Annotated in this window: 26 protein-coding genes; 8 read left to right on the plus strand and 18 right to left on the minus strand. The window is 71.2% G+C overall.

Annotated features, from left to right (window positions below; genetic code table 11):
- Window positions 1–54 precede the first annotated feature (54 nt).
- Window positions 55–1,014, minus strand: a complete 960-nt coding sequence (gene pheA / locus ACZZY9_RS06670; RefSeq protein ID WP_243214965.1) for a prephenate dehydratase — start codon at window positions 1,012–1,014, stop codon at window positions 55–57.
- 69 nt (window positions 1,015–1,083) lie between these two features.
- Between pheA and pgm the strand changes: the two genes are divergently transcribed.
- The gene (pgm, locus tag ACZZY9_RS06675; RefSeq protein ID WP_463463489.1) at window positions 1,084–2,703 is read left to right on the plus strand and encodes a phosphoglucomutase (alpha-D-glucose-1,6-bisphosphate-dependent); all 1,620 of its coding nucleotides are present in this window, start codon (window positions 1,084–1,086) and stop codon (window positions 2,701–2,703) included.
- Window positions 2,704–2,807: 104 nt separating this feature from the next.
- Here pgm and ACZZY9_RS06680 read toward each other — a convergent pair whose 3' ends face one another.
- Together ACZZY9_RS06680 and ACZZY9_RS06685 are read right to left on the minus strand one after the other, a co-directional pair.
- Window positions 2,808–3,047 (minus strand): hypothetical protein, encoded by a 240-nt coding sequence (locus ACZZY9_RS06680; RefSeq protein ID WP_463463490.1) that lies wholly within the window; start codon window positions 3,045–3,047, stop codon window positions 2,808–2,810.
- Between the two features lie 4 nt (window positions 3,048–3,051).
- Complete coding sequence (locus ACZZY9_RS06685) at window positions 3,052–3,870, minus strand: M15 family metallopeptidase (protein ID WP_463463491.1); 819 nt, start codon at window positions 3,868–3,870, stop codon at window positions 3,052–3,054.
- Between the two features lie 311 nt (window positions 3,871–4,181).
- Here ACZZY9_RS06685 and ACZZY9_RS06690 point away from each other — a divergent pair, with 311 nt between their 5' ends.
- The 3 genes from ACZZY9_RS06690 (at window position 4,182) to ACZZY9_RS06700 (ending at window position 5,246) form a co-directional block, all read left to right on the plus strand.
- Window positions 4,182–4,775 (plus strand): MarR family winged helix-turn-helix transcriptional regulator, encoded by a 594-nt coding sequence (locus ACZZY9_RS06690; protein ID WP_463463492.1) that lies wholly within the window; start codon window positions 4,182–4,184, stop codon window positions 4,773–4,775.
- Window positions 4,776–4,971: 196 nt separating this feature from the next.
- Window positions 4,972–5,121 carry a hypothetical protein gene (locus ACZZY9_RS06695; RefSeq protein ID WP_463463493.1) on the plus strand — a complete coding sequence of 50 codons (150 nt, stop codon included), beginning with the start codon at window positions 4,972–4,974 and terminating at the stop codon, window positions 5,119–5,121.
- Window positions 5,121–5,246, plus strand: coding sequence for a hypothetical protein (locus ACZZY9_RS06700; protein WP_256415641.1), 126 nt, complete (start codon window positions 5,121–5,123; stop codon window positions 5,244–5,246). Before ACZZY9_RS06695 ends, ACZZY9_RS06700 begins: the two co-directional genes overlap by 1 nt.
- A 65-nt stretch (window positions 5,247–5,311) precedes the next feature.
- On the opposite strand, the gene ACZZY9_RS06705 is transcribed toward ACZZY9_RS06700, so the two are convergent.
- The gene (locus ACZZY9_RS06705; RefSeq protein WP_463463494.1) at window positions 5,312–6,301 is read right to left on the minus strand and encodes a DNA-methyltransferase; all 990 of its coding nucleotides are present in this window, start codon (window positions 6,299–6,301) and stop codon (window positions 5,312–5,314) included.
- 153 nt (window positions 6,302–6,454) lie between these two features.
- Here ACZZY9_RS06705 and ACZZY9_RS06710 point away from each other — a divergent pair, with 153 nt between their 5' ends.
- On the plus strand, window positions 6,455–6,739 hold the full coding sequence (locus ACZZY9_RS06710; RefSeq protein WP_463463495.1) for a GNAT family N-acetyltransferase: 285 nt from the start codon (window positions 6,455–6,457) through the stop codon (window positions 6,737–6,739).
- A 299-nt stretch (window positions 6,740–7,038) separates the two neighbouring features.
- Here ACZZY9_RS06710 and ACZZY9_RS06715 read toward each other — a convergent pair whose 3' ends face one another.
- The 6 genes from ACZZY9_RS06715 to ACZZY9_RS06740 form a co-directional block, all read right to left on the minus strand.
- Window positions 7,039–8,088: a lipoate--protein ligase family protein gene (locus tag ACZZY9_RS06715; protein WP_463463496.1), complete on the minus strand. Its 1,050-nt coding sequence runs from the start codon at window positions 8,086–8,088 to the stop codon at window positions 7,039–7,041.
- Window positions 8,089–8,098: 10 nt separating this feature from the next.
- On the minus strand, window positions 8,099–8,965 hold the full coding sequence (locus tag ACZZY9_RS06720; protein WP_463463497.1) for an alpha/beta hydrolase: 867 nt from the start codon (window positions 8,963–8,965) through the stop codon (window positions 8,099–8,101).
- Between the two features lie 153 nt (window positions 8,966–9,118).
- Complete coding sequence (locus ACZZY9_RS06725) at window positions 9,119–9,745, minus strand: PepSY domain-containing protein (RefSeq protein WP_463463498.1); 627 nt, start codon at window positions 9,743–9,745, stop codon at window positions 9,119–9,121.
- A gap of 199 nt (window positions 9,746–9,944) precedes the next feature.
- A complete protein-coding gene (locus ACZZY9_RS06730; RefSeq protein ID WP_463463499.1) occupies window positions 9,945–11,483 on the minus strand; it encodes a sensor histidine kinase in 1,539 nt (512 codons plus the stop codon).
- A complete protein-coding gene (locus ACZZY9_RS06735) occupies window positions 11,476–12,153 on the minus strand; it encodes a response regulator transcription factor (RefSeq protein ID WP_192060774.1) in 678 nt (225 codons plus the stop codon). The genes ACZZY9_RS06730 and ACZZY9_RS06735 overlap by 8 nt, the downstream gene beginning before the upstream one ends.
- 217 nt (window positions 12,154–12,370) lie before the next feature.
- Window positions 12,371–13,123 carry an SDR family NAD(P)-dependent oxidoreductase gene (locus ACZZY9_RS06740; RefSeq protein ID WP_463463500.1) on the minus strand — a complete coding sequence of 251 codons (753 nt, stop codon included), beginning with the start codon at window positions 13,121–13,123 and terminating at the stop codon, window positions 12,371–12,373.
- Between the two features lie 228 nt (window positions 13,124–13,351).
- Here ACZZY9_RS06740 and ACZZY9_RS06745 point away from each other — a divergent pair, with 228 nt between their 5' ends.
- The gene (locus ACZZY9_RS06745) at window positions 13,352–13,801 is read left to right on the plus strand and encodes a hypothetical protein (protein ID WP_463463501.1); all 450 of its coding nucleotides are present in this window, start codon (window positions 13,352–13,354) and stop codon (window positions 13,799–13,801) included.
- Between the two features lie 197 nt (window positions 13,802–13,998).
- Here the strand turns inward: ACZZY9_RS06745 and ACZZY9_RS06750 are convergent, their stop codons facing one another.
- From ACZZY9_RS06750 to ACZZY9_RS06780, 7 genes are all read right to left on the minus strand, one after another.
- Window positions 13,999–14,571: a helix-turn-helix domain-containing protein gene (locus ACZZY9_RS06750; protein ID WP_463463502.1), complete on the minus strand. Its 573-nt coding sequence runs from the start codon at window positions 14,569–14,571 to the stop codon at window positions 13,999–14,001.
- Between the two features lie 142 nt (window positions 14,572–14,713).
- Window positions 14,714–15,160 carry a hypothetical protein gene (locus ACZZY9_RS06755; RefSeq protein ID WP_463463503.1) on the minus strand — a complete coding sequence of 149 codons (447 nt, stop codon included), beginning with the start codon at window positions 15,158–15,160 and terminating at the stop codon, window positions 14,714–14,716.
- 121 nt (window positions 15,161–15,281) lie between these two features.
- The gene (locus ACZZY9_RS06760; RefSeq protein ID WP_463463504.1) at window positions 15,282–15,995 is read right to left on the minus strand and encodes a hypothetical protein; all 714 of its coding nucleotides are present in this window, start codon (window positions 15,993–15,995) and stop codon (window positions 15,282–15,284) included.
- 238 nt (window positions 15,996–16,233) lie between these two features.
- Window positions 16,234–17,565, minus strand: coding sequence for an ABC transporter substrate-binding protein (locus ACZZY9_RS06765; RefSeq protein ID WP_463463505.1), 1,332 nt, complete (start codon window positions 17,563–17,565; stop codon window positions 16,234–16,236).
- 116 nt (window positions 17,566–17,681) lie between these two features.
- Complete coding sequence (locus ACZZY9_RS06770; RefSeq protein ID WP_055795624.1) at window positions 17,682–18,515, minus strand: carbohydrate ABC transporter permease; 834 nt, start codon at window positions 18,513–18,515, stop codon at window positions 17,682–17,684.
- A gap of 89 nt (window positions 18,516–18,604) precedes the next feature.
- On the minus strand, window positions 18,605–19,567 hold the full coding sequence (locus ACZZY9_RS06775; RefSeq protein ID WP_463463506.1) for a carbohydrate ABC transporter permease: 963 nt from the start codon (window positions 19,565–19,567) through the stop codon (window positions 18,605–18,607).
- Window positions 19,564–21,606 carry a beta-galactosidase gene (locus ACZZY9_RS06780; RefSeq protein ID WP_463463507.1) on the minus strand — a complete coding sequence of 681 codons (2,043 nt, stop codon included), beginning with the start codon at window positions 21,604–21,606 and terminating at the stop codon, window positions 19,564–19,566. The genes ACZZY9_RS06775 and ACZZY9_RS06780 overlap by 4 nt, the downstream gene beginning before the upstream one ends.
- A gap of 253 nt (window positions 21,607–21,859) precedes the next feature.
- Between ACZZY9_RS06780 and ACZZY9_RS06785 the strand changes: the two genes are divergently transcribed.
- Both ACZZY9_RS06785 and ACZZY9_RS06790 read left to right on the plus strand, forming a co-directional pair.
- Entirely contained in the window at window positions 21,860–22,882 is a 1,023-nt protein-coding gene (locus ACZZY9_RS06785) for a LacI family DNA-binding transcriptional regulator (RefSeq protein ID WP_192060780.1), read from the plus strand.
- Window positions 22,883–23,420: 538 nt separating this feature from the next.
- A complete protein-coding gene (locus ACZZY9_RS06790; protein ID WP_463463508.1) occupies window positions 23,421–24,152 on the plus strand; it encodes an HAD family hydrolase in 732 nt (243 codons plus the stop codon).
- A gap of 179 nt (window positions 24,153–24,331) precedes the next feature.
- Here ACZZY9_RS06790 and phoA read toward each other — a convergent pair whose 3' ends face one another.
- Entirely contained in the window at window positions 24,332–26,326 is a 1,995-nt protein-coding gene (gene phoA / locus ACZZY9_RS06795) for an alkaline phosphatase (RefSeq protein ID WP_463463509.1), read from the minus strand.
- Between the last annotated feature and the right edge of the window lie 262 nt (window positions 26,327–26,588).

Below are 26,588 nucleotides of genomic sequence, written 5' to 3' on the forward strand. Positions count from 1 at the left end.
CGACGACTGCTGCGCCGGCCGCGACCGGTGTGGTGGCTGCGCCCGTGCCGCCCGCTACGCCGGGTCGACGCCCGACACGAGGCCGCGCAGCCAGTCGCGGGCGTCGACGAAGGCCTCGTCGTCGTACCGGGGCGACACCTCGACGGGTGAGCCGTCGGCGCGGGGGTACGAGCCGAGGAACGTCACGTTCGGGCTGAACCGCTTGAGGCCGAGCAGGGCGTCGGCCACGCGCTCGTCGAGCACGTGACCCTCGAGGTCGATCACGAACCGGTACCGGCCGAGGGCGTCGCCGATCGGTCGGGACTGGATGAGGCTCAGGTTGATGCCCCGGGTCGCGAACTGCTCGAGCATGTCGACCAGGGCGCCGGCGCCGTCGACGGGCAGCTCGACGATCAGGCTCGTCTTGTCGGCGCCGGTCGCCGGCGGCACGGGGACGGTGCGGCTGACCAGCACGAAGCGCGTGACGGCGTTCGCGTTGTCGCCGATGCCCGTCGCGAGCACCTCGACGTCGTGGTGGGCGGTGATGCCGGGCGGTGCGACGGCGGCGTCCGCCTCGCCCTGGCCGCGGTCGGCGCGCAGCAGGTCGGCGGCGGCAGCGACGTTCGAGCTGGCCGGGATGTGACCGTGGCCGGGCAGGTTGGCCTCGAGCCAGAGGTGGGTCTGGGCGTAGGCGACCGGGTGCGCGTTGACGACCCGCACCTCCTCGAGTCGGGTGCCCGGCCTGGCCACGAGCACGAAGTCGACCCGCACCAGGTACTCGCCCACGATGCGGAGGCCCGGCACGGTCGCCAATGCGTCTTGAGTGGCGCTGACGCCGCCCTCGACGCTGTTCTCGATCGCGATCATGGCGGCGGTGCTGCGACCCGCGACGACGTCGGCGAGCGCCTCGCCCACGTTGTTGACGCTGCGCCACTCGGCGCCCACGGCCTCGGGCACCTGCTTCAGCGCGGCCTCGGTGAACGTGCCCGCCGGGCCCAGATAGCTGTAGGTCGACGAGGAGGCGGTGGTCGGCATGTCCGAGAGCCTACTGAGGCCTGTGGAGACCCTGCGACGAACGTCGGCGGCTGGTGCCAGGATGACCTCATGACAGACCGAGCCGGAACCCCCGCCGAAGCCAGCGACCTCATCGACCCCGAAGAGGTCTCGGCCGCGTACTACGAACTCGTGCCCGACGTCTCGGACCCCGAGCAGAAGGTCGTCTTCGGCACCTCGGGTCACCGCGGCTCGTCGCTCGACTCGGCCTTCAACGAGACGCACATCGCCGCCATCACGCAGGCGATCGTCGAGTACCGCGCGGGCCAGGGCATCACCGGGCCGCTGTTCATCGGGCGCGACACGCACATCCTCAGCGGGCCGGCCGAGCGCACGGCGGTCGAGGTGCTCGTCGGCAACGGCGTGCACGTGCTGGCCGACTCCGAGGGCGGCTACGTGCCGACCCCGGCGCTCAGCCACGCGATCCTCGTGTACAACGCCGATCCGGCGCACACCGACAAGGCCGACGGCATCGTCGTCACCCCCAGCCACAACCCGCCCCGCGACGGCGGCTTCAAGTACAACCCGCCGCACGGCGGCCCCGCCGACAGCGAGGCCACGAACTGGATCGCCACCCGCGCCAACGAGATCATCGCCGGGGGCAACGTCGACGTCGTGCGCGGCGACGGCAGCCCGGGTCGGCACGACTTCCTCCGCGGCTACGTCGGCGACCTCGCCAACATCATCGACATCGAGGCCATCAAGAAGGCCGGCGTCCGCATCGGCGCCGACCCCCTGGGCGGGGCGAGCGTCGCGTACTGGGGCGCCATCCGCGACGTCTACGGCCTCGACCTGACCGTCACCAACCCCGGCGTCGACCCGACCTGGCGCTTCATGACCCTCGACTGGGACGGCAAGATCCGCATGGATCCCTCGAGCCCCTCGGCCATGGCCAGCGTCGTGCACCGCAAAGACGAGTTCGACCTGCTGACCGGCAACGACGCCGACGCCGACCGCCACGGCATCGTCACCCCCGACGGCGGTCTGATGAACCCCAACCACTACCTGGCCGTCGCGATCGACTACCTCTACACGCACCGCCCGCAGTGGCGTGACGACGCCGCCATCGGCAAGACGCTGGTCTCGTCGGGCATCATCGACGCGGTGGCCGAGTCGCACGGGCGACGCCTCTGGGAGGTCCCCGTCGGGTTCAAGTGGTTCGTGCCCGGCCTCGTCGACGGCTCGGTCGGCTTCGGCGGCGAAGAGAGCGCGGGCGCGTCGTTCCTCCGCCACGACGGCACCGTGTGGACGACCGACAAAGACGGCATCCTGCTCGCACTGCTCGCGAGCGAGATCCTCGCCGTCACGGGCAAGACGCCTTCGCAGCTGTACGCCGAGCTCGTCGAGAAGTTCGGCGACCCCGTCTACCAGCGGGTCGACGCCGCCGCCTCGAAAGAGCAGAAGGCCCGCCTCGGCAAGCTGAGCGGCGACGACATCACGGCGACCGAGCTGGCGGGCGACCCGATCACCGCCAAGCTCACCGAGGCGCCCGGCAACGGCGCGTCCATCGGCGGTCTCAAGGTCGTCACCGACAAGGCGTGGTTCGCCGCCCGCCCGTCGGGCACCGAAGACGTCTACAAGATCTACGCCGAGTCGTTCGAAGGGCCCGAGCACCTCGCCCGCGTGCAGGCCGAGGCCAAGCAGATCGTCGACGCGGCGCTGGGCGCCTGACCCGCCCCTCCCGCACCGCCCGACGGGCGTGTTCGCGACGGACGGGCGACTTCGGTCGCCCTAGTCCGACGAACACGTCCGTCTTGCTGCCACGAGACCGCGCGTCAGTCGTCGCGACGGGCGCGCAGGCGACGCACCGTGTCGCGCGCCGACCGGACGATGCCCCAGAAGATCACGATGATGCCGACCGGCACGCCGAACAGGGCGATCCCTTCGATCCGTCCGCGCCAGTCCCAGTAGCTGAATGCGAGGAACGCCCCTACGCCGAGTGCGACGAAGACTAGGCCGATCATGACGAGCTGTCGACCTGTGGCGGGCTTCTCGTCGGCGGGCGGACGTCGCATGGGGTCAGCCGGCGTAGCCGGGCGCCGCAGGCAGGCCGAAGAACTCCTCGAGTGTCGTCACGCCCGTCTCGTGCATCTCGGTCGACAGGTCCGTGCCGATGTACCGGAAGTGCCACGGCTCGAAGGTGAACCCGGTCACCGCGACCTTGTCGGCGGGGTATCGCAGCAGAAAGCCGAACCGCCAGGCGTTGGCTGCGAGCCACTGCCCCTGCGGGGTGTCGCCGAAGCACGCCTGCAGCGCGCAGCTGAGGGGCACGGGGCTGATGTCGAGGGCGAGCCCGGTCTGATGCTCGCTGAACCCGGGGCGGGCGCTCTGCGCGTCGGCCTGGGTCTGCCCGAGTCGCTGCACCCAGCCGTCGTAGACGCTGACCTGCGTGTCATACGACCGGTACGCGCTCTGCACCTGGAACGCCCCCGCGCCCTCCGCCTCCCCCGCGGCGAACATCTCGACGACCGCGTCGGCGACCTCGGCGCGCAGCGTGGGCGGGTTCTGACTCTGCACGTCGGGCGTGACGAGATCGGTCGGGACGTAGTCGACGGGGTCGAGCGGACGCAGCTTGTCACTGACGACCCAGAGGCTCGACGGGTCGTCGATGGACCGCGCCGACCTGTCGAAGGCGGGCGTCGTCGGGGACGCAGGAGGCGCCTCCTCGGTCTCAGACGGAACCGGCGTCGCCGCCGTGGGCGTCTCGGACGGGCTGGGCGAGGCCGGAGTCGTGGGCGCGGGAGTCGCCGCCGAGCACGACGCGAGCAGCGCCGCGGCGACGATCGCAGCGAGGGGCAGCAGGATCGCCGTGCGGGACGAGAAGGGGCGGGAGGTCATCGCGTCGAGCCTAGTTCGTCGGCTCGGCGGCGATCAGGAGCGCGCCCCGCGTCGGGCTCGCAGCAGGCCCGCGCAGGGCGCGGGTCGGAAGCTGGAGGTCGCCTCGGTATCCCTCGCCGCGGACCGAACCGGCGCCGCGAGGGGGTAGCGTGTTCCTTGCTGGAGGTGCTAGTCACCTCCCCGGTCGTCTCATCCCCGGCGTACCCTGCCCGTGAAGCTCACGCGGGAGGTGCGACGACCACAAGGGCCGCCCCTCGTCTCGAGGTGCGGCCCTTGGCATGTCCGCCGCCGGTGAAGCTAGTCTCTCTAGCATGGCGACCAACAGACCCTCGGCCCTCTACGACGCCACCGGCTACTGGTACACGAGCAGCGCCGAAGAGCGCGGGGTCGAGGTGCTCAACGCCCTGCGGCGCTACCGCTCCGCCGAGTCGGACATGCGCAAGCGGACCCGCGACTCGATGGGCATGGGCGACACCGACCTGGCCGCTCTGAGATTCCTGGTGCGGGCGTCCCGCCGCGGTGAGGACGTCAACGCGAAGGACCTCGCAGCCCATCTCGGCATCACCTCGGCCTCGACCTCGGTCTTGATCGCCCGACTGGTCGCCAGCGGCCACCTGCGACGCAACCCGCACCCGACCGACCGGCGCGGCGTGCTGCTGACCGTCACGAACGACTCGCACGTCGAGGTGCGCTCGACGCTGTCGGCCATGCACCGGCGCATGATCGTGACGGCCGAGTCGATGTCCGCCGACGAGCAGGCGGTCGTCGCGTCGTTCCTCGACTCGATGTCGGAGGCGCTGTCGATCGACGACCACGCCGCCGAAGCGGAGGACACGGCCGAGAGCACGGCGGAGAGCACGGCCGAGAGCCGCGATCCGGCCGACTCCGAGACCCGTATCCGCTGAACGAATCGAGCCGGCGAATATCTAGACAACCTAGGCACCCTCTGCCAGTCTCATCGGACGGCCCCGATTCACGGCGGGGCCACCGACCCCGGTTCACGGCCGGAGTCGCACGGATCGACCCCCGGTCGGCTCGTGACCGCAGCACCGATCACGATGGATCAGCCGGCATCGCAGGGATGCCAGAAACGAGCAGGACATGACTGCACTCACCCCGACGCCTCGAGGACGTCGCTCGAACCCGATCGACACCGGCCACGATACGACGGTCGTCGTCATCGTCGTCGCCGGTCTCGGCACGGTGGTCAGCCTCGGCGCGGCCGTCGGCACCGCCATCGGACTCCTCTGATGAACGCCCAGATGCTCCAGTCGCTCACGCACGAGCAGCTGGTCGCGGTCGTCCGCGGCACCGTCTCAGCCGGTGGTGCCCACGCCGTCGACCACGGTCAGCAGATCACGCAGACCGCCGCCTGAACCCCTCCTGCTCAGCGCCGGGCCTGCGGCCTCGACCTCCCCGCGACAGGGGCGGTCTCACGCAGTCAGTCCGCCTCGGCGACCGTCGTCCGTGCCGGCTTCGCGGTGGCCGGCTTCGCGGTCGCCGGCTTCGCGGTTGACGGCTTCCGAGCGGCAGCGGGCTTGCGAGCGGCAGGCTTGCGCGTCGCGCGGGGCTTGACCACCGCGACGTCCGCCTGCGGGAGCCGCCTGCGCATCACGGCCACCGCCTCCTCGTTGCTGTCGACCAGCACGAAACGCCGACCGAGCGACTCGGCCACGGCTCCGGTCGTGCCGCTCCCGGCGAAGAAGTCGAGCACCCAGTCGCCCTCGCGGCTCGACGCCTGGATCATGCGCCTCAGCACGCCTTCGGGCTTCTGCGTCGGGTAGCCGGTCTTCTCGCGGCCCGTCGGCGACACGATCGTGTGCCACCAGACGTCGGTCGGCAGCTTGCCCCGAGCGACCTTCTCGGGTGTGACCAGGCCGGGAGCCATGTAGGGCTCGCGGTCGACCGTCTCGGAGTCGAAGTGGTACCGGGCAGGGTCCTTCACGTAGACGAGGATCGTGTCGTGCTTGGTGGGCCACCGGTTGCGGCTCTTCGCGCCGTAGTCGTATGCCCAGATGATCTCGTTCAGGAAGTTGTCGCGACCGAACAGCACGTCGAGCAGCACCTTCGCGTAGTGCGCTTCGCGGTAGTCGAGGTGCAGATAGAGGGTGCCGTCGGGGGCGAGCAGGCGCCAGGCCTCGGCGAGTCTCGGCTCGAGGAACGACCAGTAGTCGTCGAAGCGGTCGTCGTAGCGCATCAGGTCGCCGCGGATCCGCTCGTACGCGACGCCCTTGAAACCGGTGACGGCGGTCACCGAATCGTCGGCGCTGCGGACCGAGGTGGTCGTCCGCCGCTTCTGCGTCCGCCCCGTGTTGAACGGCGGGTCGAGGTAGACGACCGTGAACGCCTCGTCCGGCAGTCGCGGCGTCACCTCGAGGTTGTCACCCTGGACCACGAGGCTCGAGGAGGCGCTGGTCCAGTTCAGGGGCATGCCTCCATTCTGTCGCGTGCCGGGCCCGGCTCCGCCCACCCTCGCCGCGCCTCCTGCGGGCCGGATCCGACCGGAGCGGGGCGGGGCGGAGGGGCGAGGGCGGGCCGGAGGGGGCGAGGGGCGGGGCGGAGGGGGCGGGCGTAGCGTGACGGGATGAACGCCGTAGTAGAGAACCGTCCGGACCAGAACCAGTACGCCCTCGTGGAGGGCGACACGACCGTGGGCTTCGCCGCCTACGAGATCGTCGGCGACGAGATCCGCTTCACGCACACCGAGATCGAGCCGAGCCGACGCTCGACCGGCCTCGGCGCGCAGCTCGTGCAGGGTGCGCTCGACGACGTGCGCGAGAACAGCACCCGCCGGGTCGTCCCGCTCTGCCCGTTCGTGGTCGACTACATCGACGAGCACGTCGACTACCGCGAGCTCCTGAAGCGCTGACCCGGGCCGCCAGCCCGCTTGGACCGGCGGCGGCCACGGTGGTCGGATGACGCCCTTCCCGGCCGCACGAAGGGCTGGTTCCGCCCACCGTCGCACCCGGCGCACGCCGCCGAACCCCACGGTGGTCAGATGACGCCCTTCGCGGCCGCACGAAGGGCCGGTTCCGCCCACCGTCGCCGTCGGCACTCGCCGCCGAACCCGACGGTGGTCAGATGACGCCCCTCGCAGCCGCACGAAGGGCCGCTTCCGTCCACCGTCGCCCCACGGCGAGCCTCGCGGCCGGACGGCGCGCGGGGCGCTCAGGGGACGCGGCGCAGCCACTCCGGCGTCGCGAACTTCGTCATCACGAGCTGCTCGGCCTGAGCGAGTTCGTCGTCGGTGACGCGACCCGTCGTCGCGCCGTACAGCCCGGCGAAGGTCTGCTTGAGCCGCTCGATGATCTCGGTGCGGGGCAGCCCGGTCTGACTGCGCAGCGGATCGACGCGCTTCGCCGCGCTGGTCGTGCCCTTGTCGCTCATCTTCTCGCGGCCGATGCGCAGCACCTGCACCATCTTCTCGCCGTCCATGTCGTACGACATCGTGGCGTGATGCAGCAGGGCGCCGTTGCCGAGGCGCTTCTGCGCTGCCCCGCCGATCTTGCCCTTGGCCGACGTGATGTCGTTGAGCGGCTGGTAGAACGCGTCGATGCCGAGCGACTTGAGCGCCGTGATCACCCACTCGTCGAGATACGCGTACGAATCGGCGAAGCTCATGCCCTGCACGAGCTCGCCCGGTGCGTACAGCGAGTAGGTGACGATCGACTCGGCGTCCATGAACATGGCGCCGCCGCCGCTGATCCGACGGACGACCTCGAAGCCGTGCGTCGCCGCGTTGTCGAGGTCGACCTCGTTCTTCAGCGACTGGAAGCTGCCGATCACGACGGCCGGCTGGTTCCACTCCCAGAAGCGCAGGGTCGGGCCGCGGCGACCGGCGCCGACCTCCTCGGTCAGCACCTGGTCGAGCGCGAGGTGCATGTTGGGCGAGACCGGCTCGTCGTGGATGATCTGCCAGTCGTAGTCGCGCCAGTCGGTGGCCTTCGAGAGGCTGCGGCGGACGGCGACCGCGATGGCCTCGGGGCTGAAGCCGAGCAGCACCGCATCGTCGGGCAGACCGCGACGGATGGCCGCGGCGATCGTCGCCGCGTCGGACTCGACCGGCAGGCCGTTGACGGCGCGGTCGATGGCGTCGAGCGCCGTGTCGGGCTCGAGGAAGAAGTCGCCGGCGAGCCGGAATCCGGCGATGCGCCCGTCGCCCACCTCGAGATCGACGACCACGAGCTTGCCGCCAGGGACCTTGTACTCACCGTGCATGAGTCGCAGCCTAGGCCACGCGGTCGTCGAGCCACCGGACGAGATCGGCCACGACCTCGTCGCGGTTCGTCTCGTTGAAGACCTCGTGCCGGGCGCCGGTGTAGACGATCAGCTCGACGTCGCTGAGGCCGCTGCGACCGAGATACGCCGACGCGAGCCTGCGGGCGCTCGCCTCGCCGCCGAGGGTGTCGTCGCTGCCGACCAGGATCAGCAGCGGCGGGTCGGAGTCGAGCGACCGCGACGGCCGCCCGAAGAGCCGCAGCGCGTCGCGGTAGCCGAACAGCTTCGCCACGGTCGCGACGGTCATCAGGGGGTCGGCGACGGCGCGCTCGATCACGGCGGGGTCGCGGCTGAGCCATTCGAACCCGGTGCCGCCCTCATGCGCGTGCCGGGCGTTGAGGTCGCCGCCGTTCATGCTGCCCGGCATGCGGTAGGCCGTGCCGCTCAGCACGACGGCGTCGAAGAGCGACGCCTGCCGGTCGACGATCTTCTGCATCATGAGCGACCCCCACGAGTGCCCGAGGCCGACCAGCGGCAGGCCGGGCTCATCGGCTCGGATGATGCCCGTCAGCTGGGTGATCGCCTCGATCGTGCCCGCGAGACCCGACGGGCCGAGACGACCGAGCTTCGTGTGATCGCCGCCCCACTGGCCGAGCCCGGTCTCGCCGTGCCCGAGGTGGTCGTCGGCGTAGACCGTGTAGCCGGCCCGCACGAGATCGTGGGCGAGCGCCTCGTAGCGCAACGCGTGCTCGGCGACGCCGTGCGCGATCTGCACGACGCCCTTGGGCGTGGCCGCACGCCACACGTAGTAGTGGACGGTGACACCGTGCTGATCGACGAAGGTGTGATCGCCGCGGGCGGGGATGAACTGGGGCACGGGGTCATCCTGCCAGTCGGGTACGACATCGGGGCGGGCGCAGCGGGTACGACATCGGGCGGGCACCGCCGGGAGGGACGGCGGCGGAGACCGCGGGAGGCGCGGGTCGGCATGGGAGCCGACCCGCGCCTCCTCGGCTGCGGAGCCCGTCGGTCAGCGGCGGGGCGAGTCCACGTCGGTGCGCACCACGCCGAAGTCGGCGTCGAGGTCGACGTCGACCTCGGTGCCGTCGTCGAGGCGCACGTCGACCTCGTAGGCCACGTCGCGGTCGTCGCTCCGGTCGGCGTCGGTGACGACGCCGCCGCCCGCGGCCTCGATGGCGGCGGCCGAGGCACGGTCGTAGTCGGCCCCGGTCAGGTCGGCGTCGTCACGGTCGCCCGTGGTGGGCGCGACGGAGGCGGAGCCGGTCGCGACGTCGTCGCCGTCGTCCGCGTCGTCGCTGCCGGTCGAGCCGGTCGAGCCGCCGTCGTCCGAGTCGCGCGAGTCGCCGCGGTCGTCGACCCGGCTCGACACGACGACGCCCTCGCCGTCGAGCAGCACCGAGACCTCGCGGCCGTCGTCGCGAGTGACGTCGACCTCGTAGCCCTCGAGGCCGTCGTCGAGGCGGTCGACGTCGGTCACGACTCCGCTGCCGACCTCGGCGAGCGCCGCCTGCGACACGGACTCGCGGTCGGACGCCGACACGCGGTCGTCCAGGGTCGACGCGACGGCGATGCCGCCACCGGCGAGGACGATGACGGCCGCGGCCGCTCCGGCGATGATCATGGTCTTCTTCTTCACGGTGTCTCCGATCGTGGGGCCCTGGGGCCGGCTTCCGACGCGGCGGGGGCGCCGGTCGAGCTGATGACATCACTCTGGATCGGGGGCGCTGAAGCGACACTGAAGCCCGCTGAAGAACCGTTCAGGAGGCGCGGGTCGGCCCGCCGAGGAGCGGCAGGTCGGCACCTTCAGGAGGCGCGGGTCGGCCCGTCCCGCCCGCTCAGGCCGCGCCGGCGGGCAGGTCGACGACGAAGCGGGCGCCGCCCAGCGGGGACTCGCCGACCGTGACCGTGCCGCCGTGCACGCGGGCGATCTCGCGGACGATCGCGAGCCCCAGACCGCTGCCGCCCGAGTCGCGGGTGCGGGCCTCGTCGAGTCGCACGAACCGGTCGAAGACGCGCTCGCGGTCGGCGTGCGGCACTCCGGCTCCGTCGTCGTCGACCGTCAGCACGGCCCGCCCGTGCCGCTCGACCAGCCACACCGCGACCCGCGTCTCGGCGTGCCGTGCGGCGTTGGCGAGCAGGTTGCGCACCACCTGGCCGAGCAGTCCCTCGTCGCCGTCGACCCGGGCCGGGCCGACGCCCGTCGCCTCCACGGTGAGACCCGGTGTCGCCCCGCGCAGCCGCGCCGTCTCGGTCACCACGAGGTCGTCGAGGTCGACGGGGCGACGACTGACGCCGAGCGCTCCCTCGTCGGCGCGCGCGAGGACCAGCAGGCCCTGCACGAGCCCGGTGAGCCGCGCCTCCTCGGTCATCACCGTGCCCGCGAGGGCGGCGCCGTCGATGCTCTCGGGGTGCAGCAGGGCGACCTCGGCGTGCTGGCGGATGGTCGCGAGGGGCGTCTTCAGCTCGTGCGAGGCGTCGCCGACGAAGCGGCGCTGGGCCGCGGCCGACGACTCGAGCCGGGCCAGCATGTCGTTCAGCGTGCGGGCGAGTCGGGCGACCTCGTCGGTGCCGCCGGGGTCGGCCACGCGCCGATCGAGCTGGGCCGCCGTGACCGCGTCGACCTCGCGGCGCATCGCCTCGACGGGGCGGAGGGCCCTGCCGACGACGAGCCAGGTCGTGACGGCCAGCACCAGCAGAGCGACCGGGATCGCGACCCCGAGCGTGACGAGACTGGCCGAGGAGGCGGCCCGCGCCTCCTCCAGGGATCTCACGGCGACGACGCTCACGGTCGCCGCGGGGTCGGCGCTCGTGTCGGCGTCGGCGTCCTCCGCATCGGAATCGGCGTCGGAATCGGTGTCGGAGTCGTCGTCGTCCGAGTCGACGGAGCCCGAGCCCGAGCCCGAGCCCGAACCCGAGCCCGAACCCGAGCCCGAGCCCGACCCCGAGCCGCTCGCGTCGTCGTCGCCCGGACGGGTCGCCGACTCGGTCGCCACGACGTACGAGTCTCCGTCGATCCGCGCCGTCGGTCCGAGCGCCGACGGGTCGCCGACGCTGCCGTCGGTGAGGTGCTCGAGCAGGTCGTCGTCTCCCCCGGCGGCGAGCAGGGCACCGGTGCGGTCGACGACGAGCACCGCTCCGTCGTCGGTGTCGCCCGCCGCGGCCGTCGCGGGCGCGGTGCCGGCCTCGATCGACGACGCGACCCGGTCGGCGTCGGTCTGGGCGGCCGACCGCGGGGCGTCGTCGAGCACGGCGCGCTGCACGAGCGCGAAGACCAGGGTGAAGACGCCCAGCGTGAGGGCGACCGCGAGCACCGCGGCCACCGTGATCCGCAGACGGAGGGAGGCGAGGCGCCCGACCGCGGGCCGGTCAGCCACCCTGCGCCTCCAGTCGGTACCCGGCGCCGCGCATCGTGACGATCGCCTCGCGCCCGAACGGCCGGTCGACCTTGTTGCGGAGGTGCCGCACGTAGACCTCGACGATGTTGGGGTCGCCCTCGAAGTCGTCGTTCCAGACGCCGTCGAGCACCTGGCGCTTCGTGACGACCTGCCCGACGTGCCGCATCAGGAACTCGAGCACCGCGAACTCGCGACTGGTCAGCTCGACGGCGGTGTCGCCGCGGTGCACGGTGCGCGAGGCGGGGTCGACGCGCAGATCGCCGGCCTCGAGCACGACCGGGCGTTCGCGGGCGCCGCGTCGGACGAGCGCTCGCAGTCGCGCGAGCAGCACGACGAACGAGAACGGCTTGGTGAGGTAGTCGTCGGCGCCGGTGTCGAGGGCCTCGACCTGATCCCACTCGCCGTCCTTGGCGGTGAGCATGATGACCGGGGTCCAGTCGCCGCCCTCGCGCATGGATCGGCAGACGGCGTAGCCGCTCATGCCCGGCAGCATGATGTCGAGCACGACGGCGTCGTAGCTGCCCTCGCGGGTGCGCCAGAGGCCGTCGGTGCCGGTGGCCGCGACGTCGACCGCGATGCCCTCGGCCTCGAGCCCCAGCCGGAGCCCTTCGGCGAGCGCGGCCTGGTCTTCGACGACGAGCACGCGCACGGGGGCCTCCTGACGGCGCGCCGGGTGCGCGACCCGCCCATTCTGGCGGGCCGGCGCTGAAGCAGGCCTGAAGCGCGCCTCCTCGGCCTCCGGGTCGGTGGAATCGAGGAGTCATGACACGCCGCGGGCACTCGGGGCTGCGCGGCGTGTCGTGACTCCTCGACGCGGGGAGGCGGAGGGGGAGGCGGAGGAGGGGCGGGGGCGCGGGAGGCGCGGGTCAGCGCGCCGAGTAGCCGCCGTCGACGAGGTGGTAGCTGCCCGTGATGAACGACGCGTCGTCGCTGAGGAGGAACAGCACGAGCGCCGAGACCTCCTTGTCGGTGCCGAGTCGGCCGGTCGCGTGCTGCGACTCGAGGTAGGCGAGCGCGTCGCCGTCGAGCGAGGAGCGGACGAGCGGGGTGTCGATGAACCCGGGACCGACGGCGTTGGTGCGGACACCGCGGGCCGAGTACTCGAGGGCGGCGACCTTGGTCAGGCCGACGAGGGCGTGCTTGCTCGCGACGTAGGCGGCGTTCTGCGCGATGCCGACCGAGCCGAGCACGGAGCTCATGTTGACGACGGCTCCCCCGCCGGCCTCGACCATGGCGGGCAGCTGGTAGCGGAGGCCGTAGAAGACGCCGTCGAGGTCGACTCCGCGGACGCGATCCCACGCGGCGATGTCGTAGTCGCCGATGTCGGCGGCCGGGGCGCCGATGCCGGCGTTGTTCACGGCGAGGTGGAGGGCACCGTAGGTCGTCTTCGCGAACTCGACGGCCGCCTCCGACTGCTCGGCCTTCGCCGTGTTCTGCTCGAAGGCCGCGGCGGTTCCGCCGGCCGCGACGATCTCGTCGACGACGGACTGCGCCGCGTCGAGCTTGATGTCGGTGACGACCACGGAGGCGCCCTCTGCGGCCAGCGAGCGCGAGATCGCGGCGCCGATGCCGCTTCCGCCGCCGGTGACGAGTGCGGTCTTGTTGTCGAATCGAGCCATGATGCGTGCCTTCCGTCGTTCGGGGCCGGCCGTCGGGGCCGGTCGGGCTCGTCGATGAGCCCACGCTCCGAACCATACGCCCGCATAGGTTTCCGAGCAACACGTGTCGCCCAGCCCGAGTCCGTCACGGTCGCGGGACACCAAGGAGGCGCGGGTCGGCCCCGAAACGCGCGTCCCGTCACCCTGGCCCGAGGCTTCAGCCATGACGGTCGTCATAAGCTCGAGGTCGTGCCCCGCTCTCGCATCAGCGCCCTCGCCCTCGCCTCGTCCGTCGTGATCATCGGCTCGGTCGTCGCGATGTTCTCCGTACGAGGCATCCATCCGCCTGGAGCCGCATACGGCTCCCTGACCTGCGACGTGGACGGCGTCTGCCTGCCGCCGGACGAAGCCATGCCCGGCATCATCACGGGCGCCCTCGCGCCGGGCGCCTTCGCCGTCGGTCTTCTCGGTCTGCTCGCCGCGTTCGTCCTGAGCATCGTGGTGACGACCTGGCCTCCGCGCCTCGCGCGGGGCTCATGCGACCCCGCCGACCCGGACGCCACCGCCCCGGCCGACCGCGCCCGCACCGCCCCGGACCCGGTCGGCGTGGCGCACCCAGCGCGTCGCGCCTCCTCGACGGATCCACACGCCGGATACCGACCGCCGAACCCTCGGGGACAGGCCCCTGGGGGTCGGTGATTCACCGATCGGCTATTACGCATCGATGCGTAGCAACCGAATCGCTGGGGGGCGGGGGCGATCCCGCCGATCGACTGTTACGCATCGATGCGTAGTGACCCAAGCGCCGGGGGCGATCCCACCGACCGGCTATTACGCATCGATGCGTAATAGCCGATTCGCGAGAGCACTCCTGCTCGACGAGCAGACGCCGGCGCTCAGGCGCCGCGGTGCCCGGGGATGTGCGCCCGCTCGCCGTCGTGGTCGAAGATCGTCAGCACCTCGACCGGCCCCTCGTGCGCCTCGATCGCGTGCGGCGTCATCGTCGAGAACTCCGCCGCCTGCCCCTGCCGCACGAGGATCTCCCGCTCGCCGAGCCGCAGCCGCACCGTGCCGCTCAGCACCGTGAACCACTCGTACCCAGGGTGCACACGGGGTTCGCCGACCTCCCGCTCCGACGTGATGCGCATCTTCGCGATCGTCACGCCCCGACGGTCGCGCTCTCGCGACAGCAGCCAGACGGTCAGGCCGGCGCTCGCCTCGGCTTCTGGTCGGATCACGACGTCGTCGTCGCCCTCGGGCTCGACCAGCTGATCGAGCGTCGTGCCGAGCGCCTGCGCGATGGGCACGAGCTGGTCGAGCGCGATGCGCCGGTGCCCGGTCTCGATGCGACTCAGCGTCGACGTCGACAGGTAGCAGCGCGACGACAGCGCTTCGAGGGTCCACCCCCGAGCCACGCGCAGCCCGCGGATCCGCTGGCGGACGACCTCGTCGATCATGTCTTGCGTCATGAGCAAGACCCTATGCCAGTACCGCAGCAGCACGAACGACTCGATGAGTCACGACACGCCGCCGCCCCCCGCGGTCGCGCGGCGCGTCGTGACTCATCGATGCCTGGACGCCTTGAAGGAGGCGCGGTGCCAGCCGACCGCGCTACTCGGCGCCCTGAGTCGCCTGGCGGATCAGCGAGACGAGTCGCGCCGTCGAGTCGTCGTCGATCGCGGTGTAGGCGAACGACGTGGCCCAGAGCGACCCCTCGTCGAGCGTCGCGGCGTCTTGGAACCCGACCGTGCTGTATCGCGTGCCGAACTTCGCACCCGGCTGGAAGAACACGACGATCTTGCCGTCGGTCCCCGCGTAGGACGGGAACCCGTACCAGGTCTTCGGCAGCAGCTGCGGAGCCTGCTCGAGCACGATCGCGTGGAGGTTCTCGGCGAGCACCCGCTCCGATTCCGTCATGGCGGCATGGGCGTCGAGCACGCTCTGCAGGTCGGCCGCGGCTTTGTCGGCCGCCTTCTGCTGCTTCGCCTCGGCGCGGAGCTCGGCGGCCCGCTGCTTCATCGCCGCCTTCTCGGTCGCGCTGAAACCGTCGTTCGCCATGGTGACTCCTCGCTCGTCGTGTGGCATACAGTATGCCCCTGCGAGCCCGACGGGAAGAGGCCCGGCGAGAGAGCACCCGGCGGAAAGGGGCCCGGCGCGAAGACGGACAGCGTCGCGAGAATCAGCCGCAGAACTCGCTCGGGGGCACCGGGCCGTCACCCACGCTGATGGTGCTGATCATCCCGGCCCCCTCGCCGAGGTCGGGCTTGCCGACGGTGAGGACGAGCCAGTCGTCGCCTCCGGGCGCCACACCCCAGTACTCGACCGCGTTGTACTCGCCCGTTCTCTCGAGACCGGGGTAGGCGGCCTGCGCCTCGGCCAGCGTCGAGTCGAGACCGATCCCCTCCGCCGTCGTCGGTGAGGGGCGGCCCTCCTCCAGCGCCGACCCGATTCCGAGACGGACACTCGTGATGACGTCGGAGTCGAACGACTCGGTGCCGAAGTAGATGAACGGGATCGCGGGGTCCTCGATGCCGATGACCGGGCACGCCTCCTGCCGGGTCGCGGCGGGTCCTCCGGCCGCGGCCAGGTCGTCGATCGTCGCCGTGGCGCTGCCACCGAGCTGGACGGGGCCGAGCCCGCTCGACGACATGACCCACGACACGGGGTCGGCGAGATCGACGGCCGGCGCGGCCGGCGCGGTCGGAGTCGCCTCGGGGGCCGGCGCCGCGGTCGCGGTGACGGTGGCGCTCGGAGTCGTGGCGGGAGTCGCCTCGACCGCCGTCGCGGACGGCGTCGGCGTCGGCGTCGCGGTGGACTCGCTGGTGCAGCCGGCGAGGACGAACCCGCCCACCACCACGGTGGTCAGAACGGCGAGCAGTCGGGACGTGGTCATGTGCGGTGATCTCCTGGGCTGACAGGAGACGCCCGTCGCCCCCTGGGCATCACGGTATTGACTCGCCGTCAGCCCCGAGTCATCCGAGAGAATGACGGTCGGTCACGTTTCGGTCACGTGAGGGCATCCTCTCTGGCCGACCCCCGCCTCCTCGGCGAGGACGGCGACAGCGCACACGACGGCGCCCGCGTCGGAGGAGGACTCCCCCGGCGCGGGCGCCGTCTGTGCTGGTGTCGTGCTACTTCGTGACCGCGATCGACTGCGCTTCGAGGGCGGCGATCGTCTTCTCCTGGCCGGACTCGAGCGCGTCGAGCAGGGTGCCGTCACCCGATGCGGCGGTGCCGAAGCCGTCCGAGATGTCGCTGTAGGTCTGCGTCATCGTGGGGCCCCAGGTGAAGGGCTGGATGTTCTCGGCGGCCGTGGCGAAGTCCTCGTAGATGGCCTGGTCGCCGTAGAACTCGACGCCCGAGGTCAGGGCGGGCAGGTCGGCGCCGGTGCTGGAGGCCGGGTACAGGTTGGCCTCCTTGTTGAGGGCCTCGAGCGACTCGGTCGAGGTGTTCAGCCAGACCAGGAACTTCGAGGCCTCGGCAGGGTGCTCGCTGTTCTTGAAGACGACGTTCGACGATCCGCCCCAGGCGGCCGATGCGGTCTCGCCCTCGGTCCACTGCGGCATGGGCGCGACGGCCCACTTGCCCGACGTGTCGGGGGCGCCGCTCGAGATGGTGTTGGCACCCCAGACGGCCGAGACCCAGGTCCAGTCCTGATCGGTGTTGTAGGCGTTGTTCCACTCGTCGGTGAAGCTCGGCAGGGTGGTGACGAGGTCCTTCGAGATGAGGTCCTGCCAGTAGTCGGCGACCTTGGTCGAGGCCTCGTCGGTCATGTCGACCGTCCAGGTGCCGTCGCTCGTGTCGAACCACTGGCCGCCGGCCTGCGAGACGAGACCGGCGAACTGGTTCACGTCGCCCTTGGCGAAGTTCGTGATGCTGCCGCCCATCTCCTTGATCTTCACGGCGTCCTCGGCGTACTGCTCCCACGTGGTTGGGACGTCGAGGCCGGCCTTCTCGAAGAGGTCCTTGCGGTAGTAGAGGGCCATGGGGCCCGAATCCTGCGGGATCGCGTAGACGCTGTCGTCCTCGCCGAAGGTGACCTGGTTCCAGAGACCGTCGGAGTAGTCGGCCTCGGCGTCGGAGACGCCCTCGCACGACGCGATGTTCGCGAGGCCGTCCTGCACGCGGAACGCGGGGAGGGTGTCGTACTCGACCTGACCGATGTCGGGCGCGTTGCCCGCCTTCAGCTGGTTGAAGAAGTTCTGGTAGGTGCCGCTGTTGCCGTTCGGCACGATCGAGACCTTGACCTGGATGTCGGGGTTCTCCTCGTTCCAGAGCGCCACGACCTTGTCCATGTTGGGGACCCAGGTGGTGAAGTTCAGGGTGACCTTGCCGTCGGAGGCGGCGCACGAGGCGGCGTCGCCGGAGCCGGACGCGCCGTCGCCTCCGGAGCTGCAGCCCGCGAGGGCGATGGTCGAGACGACGGCGGCCGCCGCGATCGTGAGGACACGGGATTTCTTCATGCGATTTCCAATCGAGGTGCGAGACCGGGCTGCCCGGTCTCGGGAGGGAACGACGTCGTTGCCTTGCGGAGTGGAGGTCGAGGAGGTGCGGGTCGGGTGACCCGGGGAGGGATGGCTCACTTGAGACCGCCGGACCCGAGACCGCTGCGCCAGAAGCGCTGCAGGCTGAGGAACGCGATCAGGAGGGGGATGATCGAGACGAACGCGCCGACGAGCACCAGGGTGCGGAGCTCGGGGTACTGGCTCACGTTGGAGTTCCACGTGTAGAGACCGAGGGTCACCGGGAACAGCTCCTGCGAACGCAGCATGACGAGCGGCAGGAAGAAGTTGTTCCAGATCGCGACGAACTGGAACAGGAACACGGTCACGAGCGCCGGCGACATGAGGCGGATCGCCACGGTGAAGAACGTGCGGAGCTCGCTCGACCCGTCGATGCGCGCGGCCTCGACGATCTCGTCGGGGACGCTCGAGGCGGCGTAGATGCGGCTGAGGTAGACGCCGAACGGGCTGACGATGCTCGGCAGGAACACCGCCCAGAACGTGTCGGTCAGCTGCACCTGGCTGAAGATCAGGAACAGCGGCAGCGCGAGGGCCGTCGCCGGCACGAGCACCCCGCCCAGGAAGATGTTGAACAGCGCCTCGCGGCCCCAGAAGCGGTACTTCGCCAGGGCGTAGCCGCACATCGCCGACAGGATGGTGCCGAGACCGCCGGCGACCGTGGCGTAGACGATGCTGTTGAGCATCCACCGCGGGAAGATCCCGTCGTTGTAGGTGAAGAGCTGCCCGATGTTGCCGACGAAGTCCTGCAGCGACGTGGCCGAGAACCAGAGCGCCGGCCCGCTGTTGAAGTTGTCGAGCGTCTTGGTCGACGAGACCAGCAGCCAGAAGATCGGGATCAGGAAGTAGAGCGTGAACGCGCCCATGATGATCATCGCGGCGGAGCGCGACATGACGCTCTCGCGGGGGCCGCGACCGCGCTGGCGGGCGGGGGTCGTCTTGTCGTCGAACGACTCGGCGGGACGGATGGGGGCGTCGACGGTCACTGGTCGGCCTTCCGCTGGGTCAACCGGAGGAATCCGATCGAGAGGATGAACGTGGCGACCGCGAGGACGACGCTGAACGCGGCCGCGAGGTTGAAGTTGGGAACCGACGACGTCGAGTAGACGAGCATGTTCGGCGTGAACGTCGACGAGATGGTCGACGTGAACTGGCGGAACACGAGCGGCTCGGTGAGCAGCTGCAGGGTGCCGATCACCGAGAAGACGGCGGTGAGCACGATGGCCGGGATGACCAGCGGGATCTTGATGGCGACGGCGATGCGGAACTGCGACGCCCCGTCGAGCCGTGCGGCCTCGTAGATCTCGGTGGGGATCGCGAGCAGCGACGAGTAGATGATCAGCATGTTGTAGCCGACGAACACCCAGGTGACGACGTTCGCGATGGCCCAGAGGACGGTGCCGCCGTCGAGCAGCCCGACGTTCGAGGTGACCGCCGAGAACGGCGACAGGCTCGGCGAGTACAGGTAGCCCCACATGATCGCGGCGATGACGCCGGGCACGGCGTACGGCGCGAAGAACGCGAGTCGGAAGAAGCGCTTGCCACGGAGGAGGGGCGAGTCGAGCAGCAGGGCGAACAGCAGCGCCAGGAACAGCATCACGGGCACCTGCACGATGCCGAACATCAGCACCCGGAGGATGGACGCCCAGAACTCGGTGCTCTGGAACACCAGCGCGTACTGGGTCAGACCGCCGAAGACCTGCGTCGGGGCCCCGAAGGTGCCCTCGCGCTCGATCTTCTGCAGCGACTGGTAGACGGCGTAGAGGATGGGCGTCAGGTAGAACGCGGCGAACAGCAGGCCGAAGGGCACGATGAAGATCGCGATGGCCTTGCGGTAGCGGAAGCCCCGGCGTCGGGTCGGCGCCTCGCGGCGGGGCGAGGGGTCGGACGGGAGCGACGCATCGGTCGTTCGGCGGCCTCGCGGGCGGGCGGGTGTGACGGTCATGATGCCTTCCTGTCCTGGCGGATGATGTGCGAGCCGCCCGCGGCGAGCTCGATGCGCCCCGAGACGTGCTGCTCGGAGACCAGGTCGTAGCCGGCGAAGTCGTGGGCGACGGTCTCGTCGGAGTGGTTCAGCACGAAGACCCACTCGTGCTGCTCGCCGACCCGGCGGACGATCTCGACACCGGGGTGGCCGGCGGCGTCGCTGCGGGCGGGAACACCGGCCTCGTCGACGACCCGGGCGACGAGATCGCCGAGGGCCTCGGCGTCGAGCACGGTCGAGACGTACCAGCCGAGACCGCGGCCGTGGGTGTTGCGGGTGACGGCCGGGCGTCCGGCGAGGGTGCCCGAGGCGTACTCGACGACGGCCTCGGCGCCGACGAGCTCGACCGGCTCGGACCAGAGGCTGCCCGTGGCGCCCGGCAGACCGCCGGCGAGCTCGACGGTGCCACCGACCGGCAGCGGGGCGAACTCGTCGACCCTGACCCCGAGCAGCTCGCGGAACGCACCCGGGTAGCTCCCCGGACGCACTCCGTCGGTCTCGTCGACGATGCCGCTGAAGAACGTCACGAGGGCCGACCCGCCGTCGGCGACGAACGCGTCGACGACGGCCGCGTGCTCGTCGCGCACCAGGTACAGGCTCGGCACGACGACGAGCGAGTAGCCGTCGAGCGAGGCGCCCGGCGCGACGACGTCGACCGTGACGCCGAGATCCCAGAGGGCGCCGTAGAGGCGGTGGACCTGCTCGATGTACGAGAAGTCGGCCGTGGGGTGCGCCTCGAGGTCGGCGGCCCACCAGTTCTCCCAGCTGAAGACGAGGGCGACGTCGGCGACCACGCGCGAGCCGCGCAGCTCGCCGAGGCGACCGGCCAGGGCGCCGAGACGCACCGACTCGTCCCAGATGCGCGACGTCGTGCCGGCGTGCGGCAGCAGCGCGGAGTGGAACTTCTCGGTGCCCTTGACGGAGGCGCGCCACTGGAAGAAGCAGATGCCGTCGGCACCGCGGGCGACATGGGAGGCGGTGTTCCGGAGCATCTCGCCCGGTGCCTTCGCGAGGTTGCGGGGCTGCCAGTTGACGGCGCCCGTCGAGTGCTCCATGAGGATCCACGGGGCGCCTCCGGCGAGACCGCGGGTCGTGTCGGCGGCGAAGGCCAGCTCGACGACGGGGCGCTCGAGGCGGTAATCGAGGTAGTGGTCGTTGGCGATGACGGCCATGTCGTCGGCCCAGCTCCAGTAGTCCTGGTTCTTGATGTGGGCGGCGACCATGAAGTTCGTCGTGATCGGCACGGCGCTGACGGCCTCGATGACGGCGGCCTCGGCGCGGTAGTGCTCGAGCAGCGTGTCGGAGCTGAAGCGCTGGAAGTCGATGGTCTGCGCCGGATTGATGAACGACAGGGTCGCCCGCGGGGGCAGCACCTCGGCGAACGCCGAGTAGCGCTGGCTCCAGAAGGCCGTGCCCCAGGCGGTGTTGAGGGCGTCGACGCTGCTGTAGCGCGCCTCCAGCCAGGCTCGGAAGGCTCGGGCCGACTCGTCGCAGTAGCAGAGGGCGTTGTGGCAGCCGAGCTCGTTCGACACGTGCCAGAGCTTCACGGCGGGGTGCCGGCCGTAGCGCTCCGCGGTCGCTCGGACGAGCTGGAGGGCGCGCTCACGGAAGACGGGCGAGCTCGGGCAGTAGGCCTGGCGGCCGCCGGGCCACCGCGTGGTGCCGTCGGCGGCCTGGGGCAGCACCTCGGGGTGGCGGGTGGTCAGCCACGGCGGCGGCGACGAGGTGCCGGTGCCGAGGTTGACCCCGATGCCCGCGGCGTGGAGCAGCTCGATGACGGTGTCGAGGTCGTCGAAGCGGAAGCGGCCGGGCTCGGGCTCGACGTGCGACCAGCCGAAGATGTTGATGGCGACCAGGTTGACCCCGGCCTCGCGCATCAGGGCGACGTCGTCGACCCAGGTCTCGGGCGACCACTGCTCGGGGTTGTAGTCGCAGCCGAAGACGAGACCGTCGAGCCCGAGATCGAGCGCGGTCTGCTGCGGGAGGGTCTGGGTGAGCACGGGGCCTCGGCTTCGTCGGCGGGCGATCCCCCACCGACTCGAGGCCGGAGCCCTTCGTCTGTGAAGGTTCACACATGATGTCTGTGATCGTTCCCACATTCGTGCCGGCAAGGCCGTCGCGATAATTTCTGGGAAGGTTCACAGAGTAAAGCCCACCCATCGCGGCTTTGTCAACATCACTCGCGTTGTCTTCCATCCACAGCCGGTCGCATCGGCCTCCCGACCCCTTTCAGGCTCAGCTAAGGTGACTCCCATGTCCGGTCCGAGATCCCCGAGACGCCGGGCCACGATCCACGATGTGGCGGCCGAGGCGGGCATCTCGCGCGGCACCGTCTCGCGGGTGCTGAACAACGAGCCGTACGTGTCGGCACAGGCGCGCGAGGCCGTCGAGGCGGCCGTGGCGAAGGTCGGCTACGTGCGCAACGCGGCGGCCCGCAACCTCGTCACACAGCGCTCGAGGGCGATCGCGCTGATCGTGCACGAGCCGCACTCGGTCGTGCTCGACGATCCCAACATCGGCAACATCCTGATCGGCACGAACGCCGTCCTGTCGCAGGCCGACCACCAGCTCGTCACCCTGATGATCGACTCGCAGCGCGACAGCGACCGGGTCATCGAGTACCTCCGCGGCGGCTTCGTCGACGGGGCGATCATCCTGTCGGCCCGCACGGGCGACCCGATCTCCGAGGCGGTCGCCGAGCTGCGCCTGCCCGCCTCGTTCGTCGGCCACCCGCCCGACGCCCCCGACATCCCGTTCATCGGCATCGACAACCGCGCCGCGGCCGAGGCGATCGTCCGGCGCCTGGTCGACACCGGACGGCGTCGCATCGGCATGCTCGCCTCCGGGCTCGACCGCGACTCGGGCGAAGACCGCCTCGCCGGGTTCCGCACGGCGCTCGGCGACCTCTTCGACCCCGACCTCGTCGTCCGCAACCCGTTCTACAGCTACACGGCCGGGGTCGACGGCATGTCCGAGCTGCTGCGGCGCGACCCCACGGTCGACGGCGTCTTCGCGGCGTCCGACGCCGTCGCCGCCGGGGCCCTCGACGTTCTGCACCGCCGCGGCATCGAGGTGCCGGCGCAGGTCGGCATCGTCGGCTTCGACGACAGCTCGTGGGCCCTCCGCTGCACCCCGGCCCTCTCGACCGTGCGCCAGCCCGCCGAAGACCTCGGCCGCCGCGCAGCCCAGCAAGTGCTCGATCAGCTGGGCGGCGCCGACCTGCCCACCACGGGCGTGCTGCTCCCCACCGACATCATGTGGCGCGACAGCGCCTGATCAGGCACAGCGCGCGACAGCGCCTGATCGAGCACTTCGCGCGACAGCGCCTGGTCAGGCACAGCGCGCGACAGCGCCTGATCGAGCGCAGCGCGCGACAGCGGCCGTGGTGGTGTGCAAATCCCGACAGATCGGGCCGAAATGATGGCGTTGAGCCGCCAGAAGGGCACCTGAGCCGCATTTTTGTCGGGTTCGGCACACCCGGCCGAACATGCGCGGTCGGGTTCGGTACACCCGGGGCACGCCCACCCAGGCACTCAGTCGGGTTCGGCGCGCCGAGGAGGCGCGGCGAAGTCCCCGACAGAGCCGACAGTCGGGTTTGGCACGCCGAGGAGGCGCGGGCGACGCCCCCAGACAGCCAGCAGTCGGGATCGGCAAGCGCATCCGATTTCAGCAGCCGCGCCTCCGAGTCCGGAGGGCGCACGGCCCGGCCGACCTGCTCCTCCTGAGCGGCGGAAACGGACTCGCCGTCCGGTCGCCGCCCGCGAGCCCGCACCCGATCGGAGCGCGATCAGTGCAGCGGGTGCAAGGTTGTTCGATGACGTCCACACCGCACGACTCCCGCGACACCGCCGACTCCCCCGACACCCCCGACACCGCAGTGCTCTTCGACATCGACGGCACCCTCGTCGACTCGAACTACGCGCACGTCGACGCCTGGTCGCGGGCCTTCGCCGAGGTCGGCCACCCGGTGGACAGCTGGCGGATCCACCGCTCGATCGGCGAGGACTCATCGCTGCTGATCTCCGGCCTGATCGGCGACGATGCTGACGACGACCTCATCGAGAAGGTGAAGGACGCCCACACCCGCTTCTACGACGAGCACCTCGGCGACGGCGGCGACCTGCACGTCCTGGACCGCGCGACCGACCTCCTCGAGGCGCTCGCCGGCCGCGGTCACTCGGTGGTGCTCGCGACGAGCGCACCCGAGAACGAATTGACGGCGCTGCGCTCCCTGCTGCAGATCGAGGACGCCCTCTGGGCCGTCACCTCGAGCGAAGACGTCGAGACCGCCAAACCCGACCCGGGCATCGTCGAGGTCGCCCTCGAGAAGGCGGCCGTGCCCGCCGCGCAGGCGATCATGGTCGGCGACGCGGTGTGGGACGTCGCCGCGGCCCACCGAGCCGGCGTCCGCTGCATCGGCGTGCTGAGCGGCGGATTCTCGCGCGACGAGCTCGTCGAGGCGGGTGCCGACGAGGTCTACGACGACGTCGCCGGCCTGCTCGACTCGCTCGACGCCAGCCTGATCGGTCGACTCGGCCACGAGTAGTCCGCGGACGCCGCACACGACTCACCGCGCACCCCACCCCGCACGCACCGCCCCGCACCACCCCGCACACGACACCCCGCACGCACCACGAAGTGGACGAGACCCCGCCGTATCGCACGGTGTCTCGTCCACTCGATGGACGCGCTGCGCCCTACGCGCGACGCGTTGCGCGCGACGCGCTACAGCTGCGGCCCGAGGTCCCCGTTCGCCGAGGCGAGCTGCTGCTGCTGCTGGCGACGACGGCGGGCCACGAGCACGGCGCCCGAGGCGACGAGCATCAGGGCGAGCAGCAGAGCCGGCAGCGCCTCCGAACCGGTGAAGGCGAGCGGTCCGGAGCCGGCCGTGCCCGCAGCACCCGCACCGCCGGCGCTGCCGTCATCCCCGCCCGGCACGACGCCGGCCGGATCGGTCGGCGTCGCCGACGGGTCGCCCGGTGCCGGGGTCGCCGTCGGGGCCGGCACGACCGCGCCGTCGACGACCGCGACGACCGCGCTCAGGGAGATGCCCGACTGCACCCCGGTCAGGGTGACCGTCGCGGTCCCCGCCTCGGCGGGTGCCGTCGCGGTGACCGTCACGGTGCCGTCGACCACGTCGACCAGCCCGAGGTCGACCGGGTCGCTGCCGTCACCCGCGTCGAGCACGGCCCGCACCTGACGGTCGCCGCCCAGCCCTGCGGCCGAGACCGTGAACTCGCTGTCGGGTGCCACCTCGGTCGGACCCGAGATCGTGGCGTCGGCGCTCAGTCCGTCGAGGTCGCGGTCGAGCTCGAGCGCGTTCGCGATGGTGAAGAAGTTGTCGGTCTGGTCGATCAGGCCGACCACGTTGGCGGCGCCGGGGCCGTAGCCCGCGACCCGCAGCTGCGAGCCGGTGTGCTGCTGCGATCCACCGGCCGCGGCCGTGCCGTAGGCGATCTTCATCGTCGTGCCGTCGACCGTGGTCAGCGCGGTGCTGAGCGTCGCGGGCGGCGTGCTGTCGACGATCTGGCTGGTGTGCGCGTGGTCGGCGGTGACGACGACCATCGTGTCGCCGTCGGCGATCGCGAAGTCGAGCGCGGCCTGCACGGCCTCGTCGAGGTCGAGCACCTCGCCGATCTGACCGCACGCGTCGGCGCTGTGGTCGCGCTTGTCGATCGAGGCGCCCTCGACCTGCAGGAAGAAGCCCTCGTCGCCGGTGTCGAGCAGGTCGATCGACTTCTCGGTGAGCGAGCGCAGCGAGAGGTCGGTCGAGAGACGCGCGGGGTTGGGCGTGCAGGTCTGCGGTGCGAGGTCGGCGCCGCCGACGGTCGCGGTCGTGGCGGCGAAGCGCGTCGGGAAGTTCCCGTCGGTGAACGTGCCGAGCACCGGAGCCGTCTGGTCGGCGGCGGCCAGGGCGCCCAGGCCAGCGGCGTCGCGGACGATCTGGTAGCCGCGGTCGGCCGCCTGGTCGGACAGGGTCTCGCCCTGCCACTGACCGGCGCGGGCGTTCTGCGTGAACGACGCCGCGCCTCCTCCGAGGGTGACGTCGGCCCGGGTGCCGATGATCTGCTCGCTGATCGAGCCGAGACCGCCCTGGTCGAGGGCGTCGGCGCCGCACTGGGTCACCGAGTCGGGGCCGTAGCAGCTCCGCGCGGCGACGTGGGCGGCCTGCACGGCCGGGGTCGCGTCCTGCAGCTCGGCCGTCGACACGTTGCCGGTCTTCTTGCCGTTCGCCTTGGCGATCTCGAGCAGGGTGTCCTGCGGGACACCGTCGATGTCGACCGAGATCGCGTTGTCGTACGTCTTCGTGCCGGTGGCCCAGGCCGAACCGGTCGCGGCGGAGTCGGGCACGTAGTCCGGCTTCCCCTTGTTCGCGCCGTCGCGGTACAGCGAGTAGGTCGTGTACTGGCCGGTCAGCGGCAGGGCGTCGATGCCGGGCAGCTGCCCGCCGGCGCCGTAGGCGTAGTTGCGAGCCGAGGTGATCTCGGAGTCGCCCATGCCGTCGCCGATCAGCAGGATGACGTTCTTCGCCGGTCCGCCCTTCACGGAGTCGAGCAGCACCTGCGTGCTGTCGTCGATGCTGCGGGCGGCGCCGCCGTTCTCGGCGACCTCGGCGGGCGTCGCGGCGGACGCCACGGCGGGGGCGAGGGCCAAGGAGGCGCTGATCGCCACCGCCCCCGTGATGAGGGCCGCGCGGCGGCGGCGGGTCGTGGGGGTCACTTCGTGCTCCTGCTCCAGGTGATCGATGGTGCGGGTCCACCCCTGATCGGGGGACCGCATCAGTCGACCGGTCCGTCGAGAACACCGCGTGTCCCCCGGGTGTCCGACAGGTGTCGGGCCACGGAACGCACTGCGCGCACCGCAGGGTTGCGCGATCTGCACCGATCGCGGCGGCGACCCGGGCGGAGCGATTATCGTGGCTCCTCGATGACCGACACCGCGCCTCCTCGACTCGAGACCGCAGTCGTCCGTCCGCAGGGCG

The sequence above is a fragment of the Frigoribacterium sp. AC394 genome, from assembly GCF_979258095.1.